14 protein-coding genes are annotated in these 16,300 nt (G+C 73.2%); 2 read left to right on the top strand and 12 right to left on the bottom strand.

The window, feature by feature from the left end; all coding sequences use genetic code 11:
• Positions 1–9 precede the first annotated feature (9 nt).
• Both H0H10_RS10145 and rpe read right to left on the bottom strand, forming a co-directional pair.
• Positions 10–1,053 carry a sugar-binding transcriptional regulator gene (locus tag H0H10_RS10145; RefSeq protein WP_188180536.1) on the bottom strand — a complete coding sequence of 348 codons (1,044 nt, stop codon included), beginning with the start codon at positions 1,051–1,053 and terminating at the stop codon, positions 10–12.
• A 78-nt stretch (positions 1,054–1,131) separates the two neighbouring features.
• Positions 1,132–1,818 (bottom strand): ribulose-phosphate 3-epimerase, encoded by a 687-nt coding sequence (rpe, locus tag H0H10_RS10150; RefSeq protein ID WP_188180537.1) that lies wholly within the window; start codon positions 1,816–1,818, stop codon positions 1,132–1,134.
• Positions 1,819–1,934: 116 nt separating this feature from the next.
• Here rpe and H0H10_RS10155 point away from each other — a divergent pair, with 116 nt between their 5' ends.
• Complete coding sequence (locus H0H10_RS10155; RefSeq protein ID WP_188180538.1) at positions 1,935–4,073, top strand: MMPL family transporter; 2,139 nt, start codon at positions 1,935–1,937, stop codon at positions 4,071–4,073.
• On the opposite strand, the gene H0H10_RS10160 is transcribed toward H0H10_RS10155, so the two are convergent.
• Together H0H10_RS10160 and fmt are read right to left on the bottom strand one after the other, a co-directional pair.
• Complete coding sequence (locus H0H10_RS10160; RefSeq protein WP_188180539.1) at positions 4,054–5,472, bottom strand: RsmB/NOP family class I SAM-dependent RNA methyltransferase; 1,419 nt, start codon at positions 5,470–5,472, stop codon at positions 4,054–4,056. The two genes, H0H10_RS10155 and H0H10_RS10160, sit on opposite strands and share 20 nt — an antisense overlap.
• A 75-nt stretch (positions 5,473–5,547) precedes the next feature.
• Positions 5,548–6,480: a methionyl-tRNA formyltransferase gene (gene fmt / locus H0H10_RS10165; protein ID WP_188180540.1), complete on the bottom strand. Its 933-nt coding sequence runs from the start codon at positions 6,478–6,480 to the stop codon at positions 5,548–5,550.
• Positions 6,481–6,803: 323 nt separating this feature from the next.
• Here fmt and H0H10_RS10170 point away from each other — a divergent pair, with 323 nt between their 5' ends.
• Positions 6,804–7,352 carry a hypothetical protein gene (locus H0H10_RS10170; protein ID WP_188180541.1) on the top strand — a complete coding sequence of 183 codons (549 nt, stop codon included), beginning with the start codon at positions 6,804–6,806 and terminating at the stop codon, positions 7,350–7,352.
• An 81-nt stretch (positions 7,353–7,433) separates the two neighbouring features.
• Here H0H10_RS10170 and H0H10_RS10175 read toward each other — a convergent pair whose 3' ends face one another.
• The 8 genes from H0H10_RS10175 to H0H10_RS10210 all read right to left on the bottom strand — a co-directional run bounded on the left by H0H10_RS10175 (position 7,434) and on the right by H0H10_RS10210 (position 16,243).
• Positions 7,434–9,587 (bottom strand): primosomal protein N', encoded by a 2,154-nt coding sequence (locus H0H10_RS10175; protein WP_188180542.1) that lies wholly within the window; start codon positions 9,585–9,587, stop codon positions 7,434–7,436.
• Positions 9,588–10,023: 436 nt separating this feature from the next.
• Positions 10,024–11,232, bottom strand: coding sequence for a methionine adenosyltransferase (gene metK / locus H0H10_RS10180; RefSeq protein ID WP_188180543.1), 1,209 nt, complete (start codon positions 11,230–11,232; stop codon positions 10,024–10,026).
• A 238-nt stretch (positions 11,233–11,470) separates the two neighbouring features.
• Entirely contained in the window at positions 11,471–12,673 is a 1,203-nt protein-coding gene (gene coaBC / locus H0H10_RS10185; protein WP_188180544.1) for a bifunctional phosphopantothenoylcysteine decarboxylase/phosphopantothenate--cysteine ligase CoaBC, read from the bottom strand.
• A gap of 103 nt (positions 12,674–12,776) precedes the next feature.
• Positions 12,777–13,049 (bottom strand): DNA-directed RNA polymerase subunit omega, encoded by a 273-nt coding sequence (gene rpoZ / locus H0H10_RS10190; RefSeq protein WP_003977348.1) that lies wholly within the window; start codon positions 13,047–13,049, stop codon positions 12,777–12,779.
• 69 nt (positions 13,050–13,118) lie between these two features.
• The gene (gene gmk / locus H0H10_RS10195) at positions 13,119–13,676 is read right to left on the bottom strand and encodes a guanylate kinase (protein ID WP_188180545.1); all 558 of its coding nucleotides are present in this window, start codon (positions 13,674–13,676) and stop codon (positions 13,119–13,121) included.
• A 37-nt stretch (positions 13,677–13,713) separates the two neighbouring features.
• Positions 13,714–14,037, bottom strand: a complete 324-nt coding sequence (locus H0H10_RS10200) for an integration host factor (RefSeq protein WP_003977346.1) — start codon at positions 14,035–14,037, stop codon at positions 13,714–13,716.
• A gap of 257 nt (positions 14,038–14,294) precedes the next feature.
• Positions 14,295–15,140, bottom strand: a complete 846-nt coding sequence (gene pyrF, locus H0H10_RS10205; RefSeq protein WP_188180546.1) for an orotidine-5'-phosphate decarboxylase — start codon at positions 15,138–15,140, stop codon at positions 14,295–14,297.
• On the bottom strand, positions 15,137–16,243 hold the full coding sequence (locus H0H10_RS10210) for a quinone-dependent dihydroorotate dehydrogenase (protein ID WP_188180547.1): 1,107 nt from the start codon (positions 16,241–16,243) through the stop codon (positions 15,137–15,139). Before H0H10_RS10210 ends, pyrF begins: the two co-directional genes overlap by 4 nt.
• Positions 16,244–16,300 lie beyond the last annotated feature (57 nt).

Below are 16,300 nucleotides of genomic sequence, written 5' to 3' on the forward strand. Positions count from 1 at the left end.
GACCTCCGGTCAGGCCCCGTCCGGGTCGGCGCGGTTGAGCGCCGGCTTCGGCGCCGGCCCGGCCGTCATCAGGTAGTCCGCGGCGGACGTGTCCGTCACCAGGCTGGTGACCAGCCCGGACCGCAGCACCGCGTCGATGGCGGCGGCCTTGCGCTGTCCGCCCGCGATCGCGACGACCTCGGGGATACGGCGGAGCTGGTCGGCCTTGACCGTGATGCACCGCTCCCCCAGGTCCCGCCCGACCCGCCGGCCCTCGGTGTCGAAGAGGTGCGCGGACATCTCGGCGGCGACGCCGAGCGAGGCGTAGTGCGCGCGCTCCTCGTCGCTGAGCATGTCGTGCACCGTCGAGATGCCCGGCTCCCAGGAGCCGATGGAGACGCAGGCGACCGTGACCTTGTCGAAGTACTCGAAGGCCCGGGCGATCCCGGTCTGGTGGCGCAGCGCCTGCGCGGTGGCCGCGTCCGGCAGCAGCATCGGCGCGTAGATGGGGTGCGCGTCGCCTCCGGACACCTGGGCGGCGCGGCGCACGGCCTCGACCGAGCCGCGCTCGGCGGTCCCGGCGTCGTACACGCCCGTCAGCTGCACCACCGTGCACGGCGGCAGGCGGTCCAGGGCCGCCGCCATGTGGATGGTGGAACGGCCCCAGGCCAGGCCCAGCACGTCCCCCTCGTTGACCAGCTCGCCGAGCAGGTCGGCGGCCACCTCTCCCAGGTTCTCGGGATCGGGCGTCTCCTCGGCGTCGGCCGGGGACTCCACCACGACGGCGTGCCTCAGGCCGTAGCGGGCGCGCAGCGCGTCGGAGCGCTCGGCGTCCAGCTCGGCCGGCACGCGGATCTCGATGCGTACGAGGTCTCGTTCGAGGGCGGTCTCCAGGACCCGGGCCACCTTGAAGCGGCTGACGCCGAACTCCTCCGCGATCTGGATCTTGGACTTGCCCTCCAGGTAGAAGCGGCGGGCCATGGCCGCCGCCTGGACCAGCTCAGCGGGTCCCATCCGCATGGCTGAGCGGCCCGCCGACATACCCGACACGGCGATCTCCTCACTGCTGTTCACATTCTGGATTCGCCGTTCATCCTTGCAGATTCGGCGCTGTTGATCAGCCCTGATGGGAGCCGTTCACGTTCTCGTGGTTCAGTGGTCGCATGCCCAGGACGCCTTGGCGGTCGCCGCCTCGGCACGGGTGCGCAGTGCACGTACCGCCTCGGCCGGGTCGGAGGCCCCGTACACGGCCGAGCCCGCGACGAAGACGTCGGCGCCGGCGTCCGCGCACTGTTCGATGGTGGAGTCCGACACACCCCCGTCGACCTGGAGCCACAGCTCCAGACCGTGCTTGCTGATCAACTCGCGGGTCCGGCGGATCTTGGGGAGCATGATGTCCAGGAAGGCCTGACCGCCGAAACCCGGTTCGACCGTCATGATCAGCAGCATGTCGAGCTCGGGGAGCAGGTCCTCGTACGGCTCGATCGGCGTCGCGGGCTTCAGCGCCATGGAGGCGCGGGCCCCCTTGGCCCGGATCTCCCGGGCGAGACGTACCGGAGCGGCCGCCGCCTCGACGTGGAAGGTGACGGAACCGGCCCCTGCCTCCACGTACTGGGGCGCCCAGCGATCGGGCGCCTCGATCATCAGATGGCAGTCCAGCGGAGTGTCCGTCGCACGGGCCAGGGACTCCACGACCGGCACGCCGAGGGTGAGGTTCGGGACGAAATGGTTGTCCATGACGTCGACGTGGAGCCAGTCGGCTCCCCGGACCGCCCGGGCCTCGTCCGCGAGGCGGGCGAAGTCGGCGGACAGGATGCTGGGGTTGATCTGCGCGGCCATGCCCCAAGCCTGCCATGCCCGGCCGCGGAGGGTCGCGCCGGTCCGGGCGAAGCCGCCGGCCGGACAGCGCCGGCCAGGCGGCCGGGACCCGGCGACGGGCCGCGCGGGATGCGGCCATGACGAGCCGGGGCATCGGGCACCTGGTGTGCGGACGCCGCTCGAAGTGGCTGGTGCTGGCGCTGTGGCTGGTGGTGCTGGTCGTGTCGGCACCCTTCGCGCACAGGCTCACCGCCGCGCAGGACAACGACGCCGCGTCCTGGCTGCCGGGGTCGGCGGAGTCCACCCGGGTCCTGGCCCTCTCCGAGGGCTTCCGGCCCGAGCAGGTCCCGGCCGTCGTCGTGTACGCACGTGAGAGCGGTCTGACGCAGGAGGACCGGGCCCGTATCGAGCAGGACGTGCGGCAGCTCGGGCAGCTGCGCGACCACGGCATCATCGGCGCGCAGACCAGCGGTCCGGTCTACGACCGGCCGAGCGGCCCGCGCGCGGCCCAGGTCTACGTGCCGATCACCATGGACGGTTCGGGCTGGGAGCGGATCGGGCCCGCGGTGGACGCCGTCCGGGACGCCGTGGGCGGGGGCGGTGACGGGCTCGCCGTGCACATCACGGGCCCGGGCGGCACCTCCGCGGACTTCGCCGCGGCCTTCCGGGGCATCGACTCCACGCTGCTGTTCTCGGCGATGGTCGTGGTGGTCGTGATGCTGCTGATCACCTACCGCAGCCCCACCCTGCTCCTGGTCCCGCTGCTCGCGGTCGTCTGCGCGCTGTTCAGCGCCGAGGCACTGATCTATCTGCTGGCCGAGCACGGAGGGCTGACGGTCAACGGCCAGAGTGCGGGCATCCTCACCGTGCTGGTCTTCGGGGCGGGCACGGACTACGCGCTGCTCCTGGTCGCCCGCTACCGCGAGGAGCTGCACCACCACGAGGACCGGCACGAGGCGATGGCGCTGGCCCTGCACCGCGCGGGCCCGGCCGTGCTGGCCTCGGGGGCGACGGTCGTGCTGGGCATGCTGATGCTGCTGGCGGCCGAGATGAACTCCACCAGCGGTCTCGGCCCCGTCGCCGCGATCGGTGTCACGGTGGCGGTGCTGGCCATGATGTCCCTGTTCCCCGCGCTGCTGGTGATCGTCGGCCGGTGGATCTTCTGGCCGGTGATCCCGCGCTTCGGCGCGGCCGACCCGGCCGGACGGGGCGTGTGGGCCCGCACGGGCCGCCGGATCGCCCGGCGCCCGCGCGTGATCTGGGCCGGCACGGCGGCCGTGCTGGCTCTGTGCTCGCTGGGCCTGCTCCAGCTCCGCGCGGACGGCCTCGGCAACGCGGACGCGTTCACCGGCTCGCCGGACTCCATCGTCGGCCAGGAGGTCTCCGCGCGCTATTTCCCGGCGGGCAGCGGCGATCCGCTCGTGATCGTCAGCAACCGGGCGCAGGCCGAGCGGGTCGGCCGCGTGGTCGCGGCCACGCCGGGGGTGGTCCCGGAGTCGCTGCGCCTGCCACCGGGCACGAAGCCCTCCTTCGAGGGCAAGGTGCTCTTCGAGGCGACCCTGACCGCCCCGGCGGACAGCCATGCCGCGAAGCAGACCGTGCAGCGGGTCCGGGAGGCCGTGCACGCGGTGCCGGACGCCGATGCGGCGGTGGGCGGCGGGACCGCGGCCCTGCTCGACATGGACGAGGCGATCACGCACGACAACCGGCTGGTCATCCCGCTGGTGCTGGTGGTGGTCGTGCTGATCCTGTGCGTGCTGCTGCGTGCGCTGATCGCGCCGCTGCTGCTCATCGGCACGGTGATCCTGTCGTTCGCGGCCGCTCTCGGCATCAGTGCGCTCGCGTTCCGATACGTGTTCGGCTTCGCGGGTGAGCCCACGGAATTCCCGTTGTTCGTCTTCGTCTTCCTGGTGGCCCTGGGCATCGACTACAACATCTTCCTGACGACCCGCATCCGCGAGGAGGCCGCCCGCCGGGGCACCCGGACGGGCGTGGTGACCGGCCTGTCGGCGACGGGCGCGGTCATCACCTCCGCGGGCCTGGTGCTGGCCGGCACCTTCGCCGTCCTCGGCGCGCTGCCGATGGTGGTCTTCGCGGAGATCGGCTTCGCGGTGGCGCTGGGCGTGCTCCTGGACACGTTCGTCGTGCGCTCGGTGCTGGTCACCGCCCTGTTCCTGGACGTGGGCCCGAGGGTGTGGTGGCCGCACCGGCTGGCCCGGGAGGACGGCGGCACGAAGGCGCCGGAACCGGTCGGCGTCAGCCCGTCCGGCGAATGAGCGCCAGGTACATCGCGTCGGTCCCGTGCAGATGCGGCCACAGCTGTACGTCGGGCCCCTCGCCCAGCTCCGGCACGCCGGGCAGCAGCGGCCGGGCGTCGAGCAGGTCGGTGCCGGGGTGCTGCTTGAGCACGTCGGCGACGACGGCCCGGGTCTCGGCGAGGTGCGGCGAGCAGGTCGCGTAGCCGACGACGCCGCCGACCCGTACGGCCTCCAGGGCACTGCTCAGCAGGCCGCGCTGGAGCGGCGCGAATCCGTCCAGGTCCTCGGGGCGGCGCCGCCAGCGCGCCTCGGGGCGGCGGCGCAGGGCGCCGAGCCCGGTGCAGGGCACGTCGACCAGCACCCGGTCGAAGCTGCCGGGCCGCCAGGGCGGCCGGGTCCCGTCGGCGGCGATGACCTGGTAGGGCCCGGGGTTGCCGTCCAGTGCCCTGGCCACGAGCCCGGCCCGGTGCGGCTGCTTCTCCGAGGCCAGCAGGAAGGCGCCGCGTTCGGCGGCCAGGGCGCCGAGCAGCGCGGCCTTGCCGCCGGGCCCGGCACAGCCGTCGAGCCAGCGCCGGTCCGGTCCGTCCAGGGGCGCGTTGGCGAGGGCCAGCGCGACGAGCTGGCTGCCCTCGTCCTGCACCCCGGCGCGGCCCTCGCGCACGGCGGTGACGGCACCGGGCTCGCCGCCCTCGGTCAGCCGCACGGCGTACGGCGACCAGCGTCCCGGCACGGCGGCCTCCTCGCCGAGCAGTTCCTCGCTGGTGGCCCGTCCGGGCCGCGCGACCAGCGTGACCTCGGGCCGCTCGTTGTCGGCGGCCAGCAGTTCCTCGATGCCGGCGCGGCCGCCGCCGAGCGAGTCCCACAGCGCGGAGACGACCCAGCGCGGATGGGAGTGCACGACCGCGAGATGGTCCTCGGGGTCCTCGTCGTAGGGCGGGGCGACCCGCTCCAGCCATCCGGCGAGATCGTCCTGCGCGACCTTGCGGAGCACCGCGTTGACGAACTTGGCCCGGCCGTCGCCGAGCACGACCCGGGCCAGCTCCACGGAGGCGGACACGGCGGCATGGCTCGGGATCCGCGTCCCGAGCAGCTGGTGCACCCCGAGGCCGAGCACGTCGAGCACCGGCGGATCGACCTCGCGCAGCGGCCGGTCGACACAGGCCGCGATGACGGCGTCGTACGTCCCCTGCCGCCGCAGCGTCCCGTACACCAGCTCGGTCGCCAGCGCCGCGTCCCGGGCGTCGAAGTCGCCGCTCTCCCGCGCCTTGCGCAGCAGCGGCGGAAGGACGAGGTTGGCGTACGCGTCCCGCTCGTCCACGGCCCTGAGCGCCTCGAAGGCGAGGATGCGGACGGGGTCCTTCTTGGGCCGGCGGTAGGGCTTGCCGGTTTTGCGGGGACGACGAGGCTGTTCGCTCACGAAAAAGGTGCTCCGGTTGTGGGAGGAAGTGCGCTTACAGCCTACGTCCGCCGGGGTGGGAGGCGTTCTCGGGGATCAGTCCCCGACGGTCTCGCCGTCGGCGATCCGCGCCCCGCGCGCCCAGTCCGCGGCCCGCATCGGCTTCTTGCCCTGGGCCTGCACCCACAGCAGCTCGACGGCGTACGAGCCGGTCCCGACGTACACGTTGTTCTTGCCGGCGGCGAGCTGTCCCGGGGCGAGGTCGGTGCGGTCCGGCACGGGCGCGGCCTGCACGAGCTTGAGCCGTTCGCCCCGGAAGGTGGTCCAGGCGCCGGGCGCCGGGGTGCAGCCGCGCACCACCCGGTCCACGCGCAGCGCCGGGGCGGACCAGTCGACCCGGGCGTCCTCGACGGTGATCTTCGGGGCGAGGCTGACGCCCTCGGCCGGCTGCGGCACGGCCTTCAGGGTGCCGTCCTCGATGCCGTCCATGGTGGCGGCGAGCAGCCCGGCGCCGGCGAAGGCGAGCCGGGTCAGCAGGTCCCCGCTGGTGTCGGTGGGCCGGATCTCCTCGGTGACCGTCCCGTAGACGGGACCGGAGTCGAGCCCCTCCTCGATGAGGAAGGTGGACGCCCCGGTGATCTCGTCGCCCGCCATGATCGAGTGCTGGACGGGCGCGGCGCCGCGCCAGGCGGGCAGCAGCGAGAAGTGCAGGTTGACCCAGCCGTGGACCGGGACGTCCAGGGCCACGCGGGGCAGCAGCGCCCCGTAGGCGACGACGGGACAGCAGTCGGGCGCGATCTCCCTCAGCCGCTCCAGAAACTCCGGGTCCCGGGGCCTGACCGGCTTCAGCACCTCGATCCCGGCCTCCTCGGCCCGCTCGGCCACGGGGGAGGCGACGAGCCTGCGCCCGCGTCCGGCCGGCGCGTCGGGCCGCGTGACGACGGCGGCCACCTCGTGCCGGCCGGAGGCGATCAGGGCGTCCAGAGCGGGGACGGCGACCTCGGGGGTGCCGGCGAAGACGAGCTTCATGGGTGGGACGGGCCTCTCGGGCGGGTGCGGATGCGGGCGGCGCACCAGTCTACGAGCCCGCACGAACACGGAAGCCGCCGACGGCGAAGCACCCCGACGGGAGAGTCCCGCCTCTTGGCCGACCGGAAACGGGTGGTGCGCGGGTGGGAGAAGAACCCGAGGCCGGAGGCCGAGGGCACGGGGCTCCCGACGGCGCACGCATATGCCACCGCGCCCCACCCCGTGACCCGCGGAGCGCTGACGCGTTGGTCAAGAAAGAGTTGACCACAACGGGCCGCCCGGGCGGCCCGATTCCTTTCAACGCCGGTTCGAGAGGCTTGTTCATGGCCGACCACGCAACCCACGACGCCCAGGCTCGGGCCAGCCTGCACTTGCTGGTGCGCGACATCGAGCGGGTCCGCCGGCAGGTGGACGCACTGCGTACGCTCACCGCCCAGTTGGGCAACGTCTACCGCCCGCGCCGCTCCGGGCCCTCCACGGGCTTCGTCGTCTACGGACGCGCCCCCGCTCCGACGGTCCGTCTCGCCCAGGAGCTGCGGGACAGTGTCGAGAACCTGGTCACGGCCGCGGTGGACTTCGACCGCTCGCTCGGCTTCTCGTGGGACGCGGTGGGCTCCGCACTCGGCGTCACCAAGCAGGCCGTGCACCGCCGTTACGGCGCCCGCCGTGCCGCGGCCCAGGCGGCGGCCGCCGAGACCGCCGAGCGGGCCCCGGAGCCGACGGGCACCCGCTCGGTGAACGTGGGGACCGGTGTCGCCACGGTGCCGACGGTCCCCGCGGCCCGCTCCATGCCGACCCAGCCGACGGCGGGCAGCCCGGTCCTGCGCGACGAGGTCAGGCCCACGGCCTTCCCCGGTCCGCGCAACGGCTGATCCGCCCGCTCCGTCCCGTTCCGTACGCTGCCCTTCCGGTTCCTGTCCCGGGAGGGCGGCCGCATTGCCGGTTCCCCCGGCTCAGCCGATGTCGGGCGGATCGATCCGCACCCACACCGTCTCCCCGCCTCCGCGAGCCATCCGCGCCGCCTGTGCGGCCTTCAGTGCGCCGGCCAGTGCGGCCCCCCTGCCGGGCGGCACCCGGACCAGCGCCCGCTCCCAGTGCTCCCCGGGCGGCGGCGCCCCCACCCGCCGCGGACCTCCGGCGGCGGTGACGGGCAGCGGCACGGGTCCCAGCACCTCGGCTTCGGGCGGCAGTTCGGACGTCCGCAGGAAGCCCGCCACCGCCTCGGGCCGCCCCGACACGGCCGCCATCCGGGAGACCGGCGGAAAGCCCAGCTCGGCCCGCTCGGCGAGCTCCCGCACCGCATGGCCGACGGGGTCCCAGCGCACCAGCGCCTGCACCGGCCGCAGGGTCGGCTCGGCGACCACGACGACGGTGCCCCCGGCGGTCTGCGGGCGCACCAGTGCGCAGGCGGCGATCCAGCGCCGCAGGGCGTCCTCGCCGGCGCGCAGGTCGGGCCGTCCGAGCATGGCCCAGCCGTCGAGCAGCAGGGCCGCCGCGTACCCGCCCTCGGCGACGGGCTCGGCGCCGGGGGTGCTCACGACCAGCGCGGGCGTGCCCGGCACGGTGTCGAGCACGTGTTCCCGTCCCGAGGTCCGCACCGGCACGGCGGGGAAGGCCCGCCCCAGTTCCTCCGCGGTGCGCCGGGCCCCCACTATCTGGGCCCGCAACCGGAAGGAACCGCACTCCGGGCAGTGCCACCTGTTCTCCTCGCGCCCGCACCACCCGCACCGCAGGGCGGATGCGGAGTCCTGTGCGGCCAGCGGCCCGGAGCAGTGCCGGCAGCGCGCCGGGGCCCGGCAGACGGCGCACGCCATGCGGGGCGCGTAGCCGCGCCGGGGCACCTGCACGAGCACCGGTCCGTCGCGCAGCCCGTCCCTGACGGCCTGCCAGGCGAGGGTCGGCAGCCGGGCGGCCCGGGCGGCCTCGTCCCGGGCCAGGTCACCGTCCCCGACGGTCCTCACGAGCGGGGCGGCGGCCCGCACCTGGTCCCGGGCCGCGACCAGCGGACGGGCCCAGCCGCTCTCCACGAGCTGCGCGGCCTCCACGGTGCAGCTCCAGCCGCCCAGCAGGAAGGCGCACCTGTCCTGGGCGGCACGCAGCAGCAGCACCTCGCGCGCGTGCGGCTGGGGGGCGTGGGGCTCGCTGTGGCTGTCGTCCCCGTCGTCCCACAGGGCGACGAGTCCGAGGTCCCGCACCGGGGCGAACATGGCGGCCCGGGTCCCGACCACGGCCCGTACGGCGCCGCGCCGCACCGCCAGCCACTGCGCGTACCGCTTCTCGGGTCCGGCGTCGGCGGTGAGCACCGCGTGCCGTCCCTGCCCCAGCAGGGAGGTCAGGGCGGCGTCGGCCCGGGCGACCGCCCGTCCGTCCGGCAGGACGACCAGCGCACCGCGGCCGGAGGCCAGCGTGGCCGCCACGGCCCGCGCCAGCTCGTCGGCCCATCCGGGACCAGGCAGCGCGTTCCACACCGCGCGCGGGGCTCCGCCCGAGGCCAGGGACTCCAGGAACGCGGTCCCCCGCTCGTACCGTTCCCAGGAGCCCGGCTCGGGGGCCCGTGGCGGCGGCAGCGGCTCGGGGGACGGGCGCCGCTCGGCACGCGCGTTGCGCGGCGGGACGGCGAGCTGCAGCACGTCGGCGAGGCTGCCCGCGTACCGGTCGGCGACGGCCCGGGCGAGTCCCAGCAGCTCGCCGGTGAGCACGGGCTCCGGCGAGACGACCTGGGCCAGCGCGGCCAGCGGACCGGAGTAGTCGGACTCGGCGAGCCGCTCGACGAGGAACCCGTCGATGAGCCCGCCGCCCTCGCGTCGCCCTTCCCGCACCCGGTGCCGGCCCGCCCCGAACCGCACCCGGACCCGGACGCCGGGCTGGGCGTCGGCGTCGAGTTCCTCGGGCACGGCGTAGTCGAAGTACCGGTCGAGGTGGAGCACGCCCTTGTCGACCAGCACCCGGGCGACGGGCAGCTCCTTGGCGAGCGCGGCGCCGCGCCAGGTCCGGGGCTTGGCCCGGGGCGCCTTGGCCTTGCGTACGCTCTCGCGGATGAGCGCGAGCTGCTCGGGGGGCGGCGCGTCCTGAGCGCCACCGCCCGCCGGTTCGTTCTCGCTGCTCACGCTTGCATTCTTACCAAATACCACTGACAACCGACGGCGCCCGAGATCACCACCGGCGGCGGTCCGACTCTGCCTTGGACCACTCGGCCACACCGACCGGAGCGGTGCCCGTCCGGCCGGCGGCGGGATTCGAACCCGCGAGGGCCGCTCGCCCGAAGTACCCGTCGCCTTCGCACCGGGCGTGCCGGTCCTCCCGAGAACAGGGCGGCCGCGGTCGCGTGGTGCCTGATTTCACCGCACGCCGTGAGGCGCGCTCCATCGAAGGACCCGCGGCCTGCGCACCGGGAGGGCCCCAGCCTAGGACCGCGCCGGCGGCGCCGCGAGACGTTTTCCGCCCCGGCTCCGGACACGCCGGGGCCCGGCGCCCCTCACCGGGACACCGGGCCTCGCGTCACGTCCTCGAACCGTCGGGCCGCCGAGGGCCGCTTCGCGGCTCTTACAGCCCCGCGGCCTTGCGCAGCGCCTCCACGCGGTCGGTGCGCTCCCAGGTGAAGTCGGGAAGCTCGCGGCCGAAGTGGCCGTAGGCGGCGGTCTGGGCGTAGATCGGGCGGAGCAGGTCGAGGTCGCGGATGATCGCGGCCGGACGGAGGTCGAAGACCTCGTCGATCGCCTTCTCGATCTTCTCGGTGTCGATCTTGGCGGTGCCGAAGGTCTCCACGAACAGGCCGACCGGCTCGGCCTTGCCGATGGCGTAGGCGACCTGGACCTCGCAGCGGGAGGCGAGGCCCGCGGCGACCACGTTCTTGGCGACCCAGCGCATGGCGTACGCCGCCGAGCGGTCCACCTTGGACGGGTCCTTGCCGGAGAAGGCACCGCCGCCGTGGCGGGCCATGCCGCCGTAGGTGTCGATGATGATCTTACGGCCGGTCAGGCCGGCGTCGCCCATCGGGCCGCCGATCTCGAAGCGGCCGGTGGGGTTGACCAGGAGGCGGTAGTTCTCCGTCTCGAGCTTGATGCCGTCCTCCAGCAGCGCCTTCAGCTCCGGCTCCACGACGAACTCGCGGATGTCGGGGGCCAGCAGCGAGTCCAGGTCGATGTCGCTGGCGTGCTGGGAGGAGACGACGACCGTGTCGAGGCGGACGGCCTTGTCGCCGTCGTACTCGATGGTGACCTGCGTCTTGCCGTCAGGGCGCAGGTAGGGGATGGTGCCGTTCTTGCGGACGTCCGACAGCCGCTTGGACAGGCGGTGCGCCAGGAAGACGGGCAGCGGCATGAGGGTCGGCGTCTCGTCCGACGCGTAGCCGAACATCAGGCCCTGGTCACCGGCGCCCTGCCGGTCCAGCTCGTCCTCGTCGCCCTCGACCCGGGTCTCGTACGCCGTGTCCACGCCCTGCGCGATGTCCGGGGACTGCGCACCGATGGACACGGAGACGCCGCAGGAAGCGCCGTCGAAGCCCTTCTTGGAGGAGTCGTAGCCGATCTCCAGGATCTTGCCGCGGACCAGCGTGGCGATGTCCGCGTAGGCCTTGGTCGTGACCTCGCCGGCCACGTGCACCAGGCCGGTGGTGATCAGCGTTTCGACGGCGACCCGGGAGGCCGGGTCCTCGCGCAGAAGCGCGTCGAGAATCGTGTCGCTGATCTGGTCAGCGATCTTGTCGGGGTGACCTTCGGTCACGGACTCCGAGGTGAACAGGCGACGGGACACAACGCTCCCTGGGGTTGCAGCGGCTGCTGGCTGATCATGGGTGGACGACGCGGGAGCTGCACCCGGCGACGTCCGAGAACAGTTTATCGGTCGCGCAAGACCGCAGGCCCACCCGTCTCGCCTCTCGGGAGCGCTGTGACCTGCGGCACGGGCATTCTGCACAATGCCGGGCGCCCTGGCCAGCGTCGCCACGCTCCAATGCGCGAGGTTCCAGCGAGGCCAGTGGCGAATGAGACATTCAGCCGAGCCGCTCGGCCACGAGGTCCCACACGGTGTCGGCGAGTCCTTCCTTCGGGCCGTGCGGAATCGGGGTCTCGCCGCCGTCGGCGCCGAGCACCACGGCCTCGTTGTCCTCCGCGCCGAAGGTCTTGCGCTCCCCCACCTCGTTCACCACGAGGAAGTCGCAGCCCTTGCGCTTCAGCTTGGCGCGGCCGTTGGCGAGGACGTCGTCCGTCTCGGCGGCGAAGCCGACCACCACCTGGCCGGGGCGGGCGCGGTGGGCGGAGATCTCCGCGAGGATGTCCGGATTCCGCACCAGGGCGATCGGCTCGGGCTCCTGGTCGTCCTTCTTCTTGATCTTCCCGGTGGCGTAGGCGGCGGGGCGGAAGTCGGCGACCGCCGCGGCCATGACGACCGCGTCGGCGTCCGCCGATGCCCGCAGCACCGCCTCGCGCAGCTCCAGGGCCGTGCCCACCGGGACCACGTCCACCCCGGCCGGGTCCGGCAGGGCCGCGTTCGCCGCGATCAGGGTGACGCGGGCGCCCCGGGCGGCGGCGGTGCGGGCGAGGGCGTAGCCCTGCTTGCCCGACGAGCGGTTGCCGAGGAAGCGGACCGGGTCGAGGGGTTCTCGGGTGCCGCCGGCGCTGACGACGACGTGCCGGCCCGCGAGGTCGGGCTCCTTGGCGCCGCGGGCGAGCACCCGGCGGCAGACCTCGAAGATCTCGCCCGGATCGGGCAGCCGGCCCTTGCCGGTGTCGACGCCGGTGAGGCGGCCGACGGCGGGTTCGACGACGACCGCGCCGCGGCGTCGCAGCGTCGCGACGTTCTCCTGGGTGGCCGGGTGCTCCCACATCTCCGTGTGCATGGCGGGGGCGAAGACGACGGGGCAGCGGGCCGTGAGCAGGGTGTTGGTGAGGAGGTCGTCGGCGAGGCCGTGGGCCGCCTTGGCGAGCATGTCGGCGGTGGCCGGGGCGACCACCACCAGGTCGGCGTGCTGGCCGATGCGCACGTGCGGGACCTCGTGCACGTCGTCCCACACCTCGGTGGCGACCGGGTTGCCGGACAGGGCGGACCAGGTGGCGGCGCCGACGAAGTGCAGCGCGGAGGCGGTGGGGACGACCCTGACCTCGTGCCCCGACTCCGTGAACCTGCGCAGCAGCTCACAGGCCTTGTAAGCGGCGATGCCGCCGCTGACCCCCAGAACGACCTTCGGCTTGTCCACCGTCTCTCCCCGGACCTCGGAAAACGTATGCCCCCATCAGACACCACAGGCCCGACAGCTGTGCTGCCGGGCCTGTGGAAAAGTCAGCTTCGAGCTGAAAATACTACTGCGCCGGACCCTCGATGGCCTCGGACGTCAGCAGCCCCGCGTTGATCTCGCGCAGGGCGATCGAGAGCGGCTTCTCGTGGACGTGGGTGTCGACGAGGGGACCGACGTACTCGAGGAGGCCCTCGCCGAGCTGCGAGTAGTACGCGTTGATCTGGCGGGCCCGCTTGGCCGCGTAGATCACGAGGCTGTACTTCGAGTCGGTGGCCTCGAGGAGCTCGTCGATCGGCGGGTTGATGATGCCCTCGGGCGCGGAGATGGAAGAGGACACGCTCTACCTTCCGATGGATGGGAAAGAATCAGTCGGGCTGACCGGTCAGGACCTGGCGATCACTCACGATCACACGACGTCCATCAAGGCTAGCAGCTCGCGCGCCACGTCCTCGACGGAGGTGTTGACCAGGGTGCTGTCGAACTCCGGCTCGGCCGCCAGCTCGACCCTCGCCGCCGTGAGACGGCGCTCGATCACCTCCGGCGGCTCGGTGCCCCGGCCGGTGAGCCTGCGCACCAGCTCCTCCCAGGAGGGCGGAGCCAGGAACACCAGGCGGGCCTCCGGCATGGACTCGCGGACCTGCCGAGCACCCTGGAGGTCGATCTCCAGCAGCACCGGCTCACCCGCCTCCAGGCGCTCCAGCACGGCCGCACGCGGCGTGCCGTAGCGGTTGCCGGCGAACTCGGCCCATTCCAGCAGCTCGCCGTTGGCGATCAGCTTGTCCATCTCCTCGTCGGTGACGAAGAAGTAGTGGACTCCGTGCTGCTCACCGGGCCGGGGCTTGCGGGTCGTCGCCGACACCGAGAGCCAGACCTCGGGGTGTTCCTTGCGCATATGGGCGACGACCGTGCTCTTGCCGACCCCCGAGGGGCCGGAGAGCACGGTCAGCCGCGGACGTTCACTCATGCAGCGATTATTCCAGCAATCCCGGAGTGGTCAGGACTCAGCTGCCGGTGCTGCCGAACTCACGCTCCAGGGAAGCGATCTGGTTGGAACCGAGGCCACGCACGCGACGGCTCTCGGAGATCCCGAGTCGCTCCATGATCTGCTTGGCGCGGACCTTGCCCACGCCCGGCAGGGACTCGAGGAGGGCGGAGACCTTCATCTTGCCGATGACGTCGTTCTCCTGGCCCTGCTTGATGACCTCGTGGAGGGAGGCGCCGGAGTGCTTGAGTCGATTCTTGACCTCGGCCCGCTCCCGGCGAGCCGCGGCGGCCTTTTCGAGCGCGGCTGCGCGCTGTTCAGGGGTAAGGGGCGGAAGAGCCACGCCTACGTCACCTCGGATGTCGAACTGTCGGATACGGACCGGTGAGGAACCTAGTCGCCCCACACCTGGGGAGCCACGAGCAACACGCTTGCCCGTTCTCCCCCACTGCCTGGAGGGCGTGGGTGGTGCCCTCACTCGACGGAGACTAGCGGTCATGTCCGCCAGAGTCAGCGAGAACAGCGGAAAAGTCCTGGTCAGCCTCCGTCAGGCCAGACATTTAGGACATACTCCCTCGGATTTGAGGATGTATCCAGACTCTAGGACTCCGCTACCGCGCTCCGGATCTCCTCCGCGAAGCGGTCCGCGGACGCGCGCAGGGCGCCCAGGTCGGGACCGTGACGCAGAACACCCCGGCTCACGTTCGGCACCACGTTGCGCACCGCCGCGCCGAAGACCCGCGGCAGGTCCGCCGGGGTGGCTCCCTGGGCGCCGATGCCGGGCGCGAGGAGCGGACCGTTGATCGCGAGGTCGTACGACGAGAGATCACCGAGCGTGGCGCCGACCACGGCGCCGAAGGAGCCGAGGGGCCCCTCCCCCGCGTTCTCCGCCGCCAGGTGCGCGAGCATCGTCGCCCCGACGGTCCGCCCGTCGGCCCGCACCGCGTGCTGCACCTCGCCGCCCTCCGGGTTGGAGGTCAGGGCCAGCACGAACAGGCCCGCGCCGCTCTCGCGCGCCATGTCGACGGCGGGCTTCAGGGACCCGTAGCCGAGGTACGGGGAGACGGTCAGCGCGTCCGAGAACAGCGGGGCGTCCTTGTGCAGGAAGGACTCGGCGTAGGCGGCCATGGTCGAGCCGATGTCGCCGCGCTTGGCGTCCATGACGACCAGCGCCCCGGCCGCCCGCGCCTCCTCGACCGCCTTCTCCAGGACCGCGACGCCGCGCGAGCCGAAGCGCTCGAAGAAGGCGCTCTGCGGCTTGAGGACGGCGACCCGGTCGGCCACGGCCTCGACGACGGTGCGGGTGAACCGCTCCAGGCCGGCCACGTCGTCGCTCAGGCCCCACTCGGCGAGCAGGGAGGCGTGCGGGTCGATGCCGACGCACAGCGGGCCGCGCTCGTCCATCGCGCGGCGCAGCCGCGCGCCGAAGGGTTCGAGTACCGTCATGAGTTCTTCCTCACATCGGCGCCGACCGCGTCGGCGAGGGTGGCGTACGGGCTCTGCCGCAGGCGGGCGGCGAGCCCCTTGTGGATGGCGCGGGACCAGAAGGGGCCCTCGTAGATGAACGCGCTGTAGCCCTGGACCAGCGTGGCGCCGGCCAGGATGCGCTGCCAGGCGTCCTCGGCGGTCTCGATGCCGCCGACCCCGACGAGGGTGATCCGGTCGCCCACGCGCGCGTACAGGCGGCGCAGGACCTCCAGGGAGCGGGCCTTCAGCGGGGCGCCGGACAGGCCGCCGGTCTCCTGGACGAGGGCGGGCGGGGAGGTGAGGCCCAGTCCCTCGCGCGCGATGGTGGTGTTCGTGGCGATGATCCCGTCCAGGCCCAGCTCGACGGCCAGGTCGGCGACCGCGTCGACGTCCTCGTCGGCCAGGTCCGGCGCGATCTTGACCAGGAGGGGCACGCGCCGGGTGGTGACCACGCGGTCGGCGGCCTCGCGCACCGCGGACAGCAGGGGCCGCAGCGCCTCGGTGGCCTGGAGGTTGCGCAGGCCCGGCGTGTTCGGGGAGGAGACGTTGACGACCAGGTAGTCGGCGTAGGGGGCCAGCCGCTCGGCGGACTTCACGTAGTCGCCGGCCGCCTCCTCCTCGGGGACGACCTTCGTCTTGCCGATGTTGACGCCGACGACGGTCCTGAAGACGGGCGTACGGGAGGCCAGGCGGGCGGCGACGGTGCGCGAGCCGTCGTTGTTGAAGCCCATGCGGTTGATCAGCGCCCGGTCCCCGACCAGGCGGAAGAGCCGCTTCCTGGGGTTGCCGGGCTGCGGCTCCCCGGTGACGGTGCCGATCTCGACGTGGTCGAAGCCGAGCATCGCCATGCCGTCGATGGCGACCGCGTTCTTGTCGAAGCCGGCGGCCAGTCCGAAGGGACCGTGCATCCGCAGGCCCAGGGCCTCCGTGCGCAGCTCCTTGTAGCGGGGCGCGAGCACGGCGGCCACGAAGGTGCGCAGCACGGGGATGCGGGCGGCCAGGCGGATCCAGCCGAAGGCCAGGTGGTGGGCCCGCTCCGGGTCCATCCACCGGAAGACCAGGCGGAAGAAGAGCGTGTACATGTTCGGGTGTCCCAGGTGTCCTCGTGAGGCCTCGCGGCCTCGTGGGCTCATGAAGAG

The organism is Streptomyces griseicoloratus (assembly GCF_014534645.1).
GTDB classification, from domain to species: domain Bacteria; phylum Actinomycetota; class Actinomycetes; order Streptomycetales; family Streptomycetaceae; genus Streptomyces; species Streptomyces griseicoloratus.

Bases quoted from the DNA above. Each gene is read 5' to 3' on its own strand.
- rpe (WP_188180537.1), bottom strand. From the start codon at position 1,818: ATGGCCGCGCAGATCAACCCCAGCATCCTGTCCGCCGACTTCGCCCGC.
- H0H10_RS10155 (WP_188180538.1), top strand. From the start codon at position 1,935: ATGACGAGCCGGGGCATCGGGCACCTGGTGTGCGGACGCCGCTCGAAG.
- fmt (WP_188180540.1), bottom strand. From the start codon at position 6,480: ATGAAGCTCGTCTTCGCCGGCACCCCCGAGGTCGCCGTCCCCGCTCTG.
- H0H10_RS10170 (WP_188180541.1), top strand. From the start codon at position 6,804: ATGGCCGACCACGCAACCCACGACGCCCAGGCTCGGGCCAGCCTGCAC.
- gmk (WP_188180545.1), bottom strand. From the start codon at position 13,676: ATGAGTGAACGTCCGCGGCTGACCGTGCTCTCCGGCCCCTCGGGGGTC.
- pyrF (WP_188180546.1), bottom strand. From the start codon at position 15,140: ATGACGGTACTCGAACCCTTCGGCGCGCGGCTGCGCCGCGCGATGGAC.
- H0H10_RS10210 (WP_188180547.1), bottom strand. From the start codon at position 16,243: ATGTACACGCTCTTCTTCCGCCTGGTCTTCCGGTGGATGGACCCGGAG.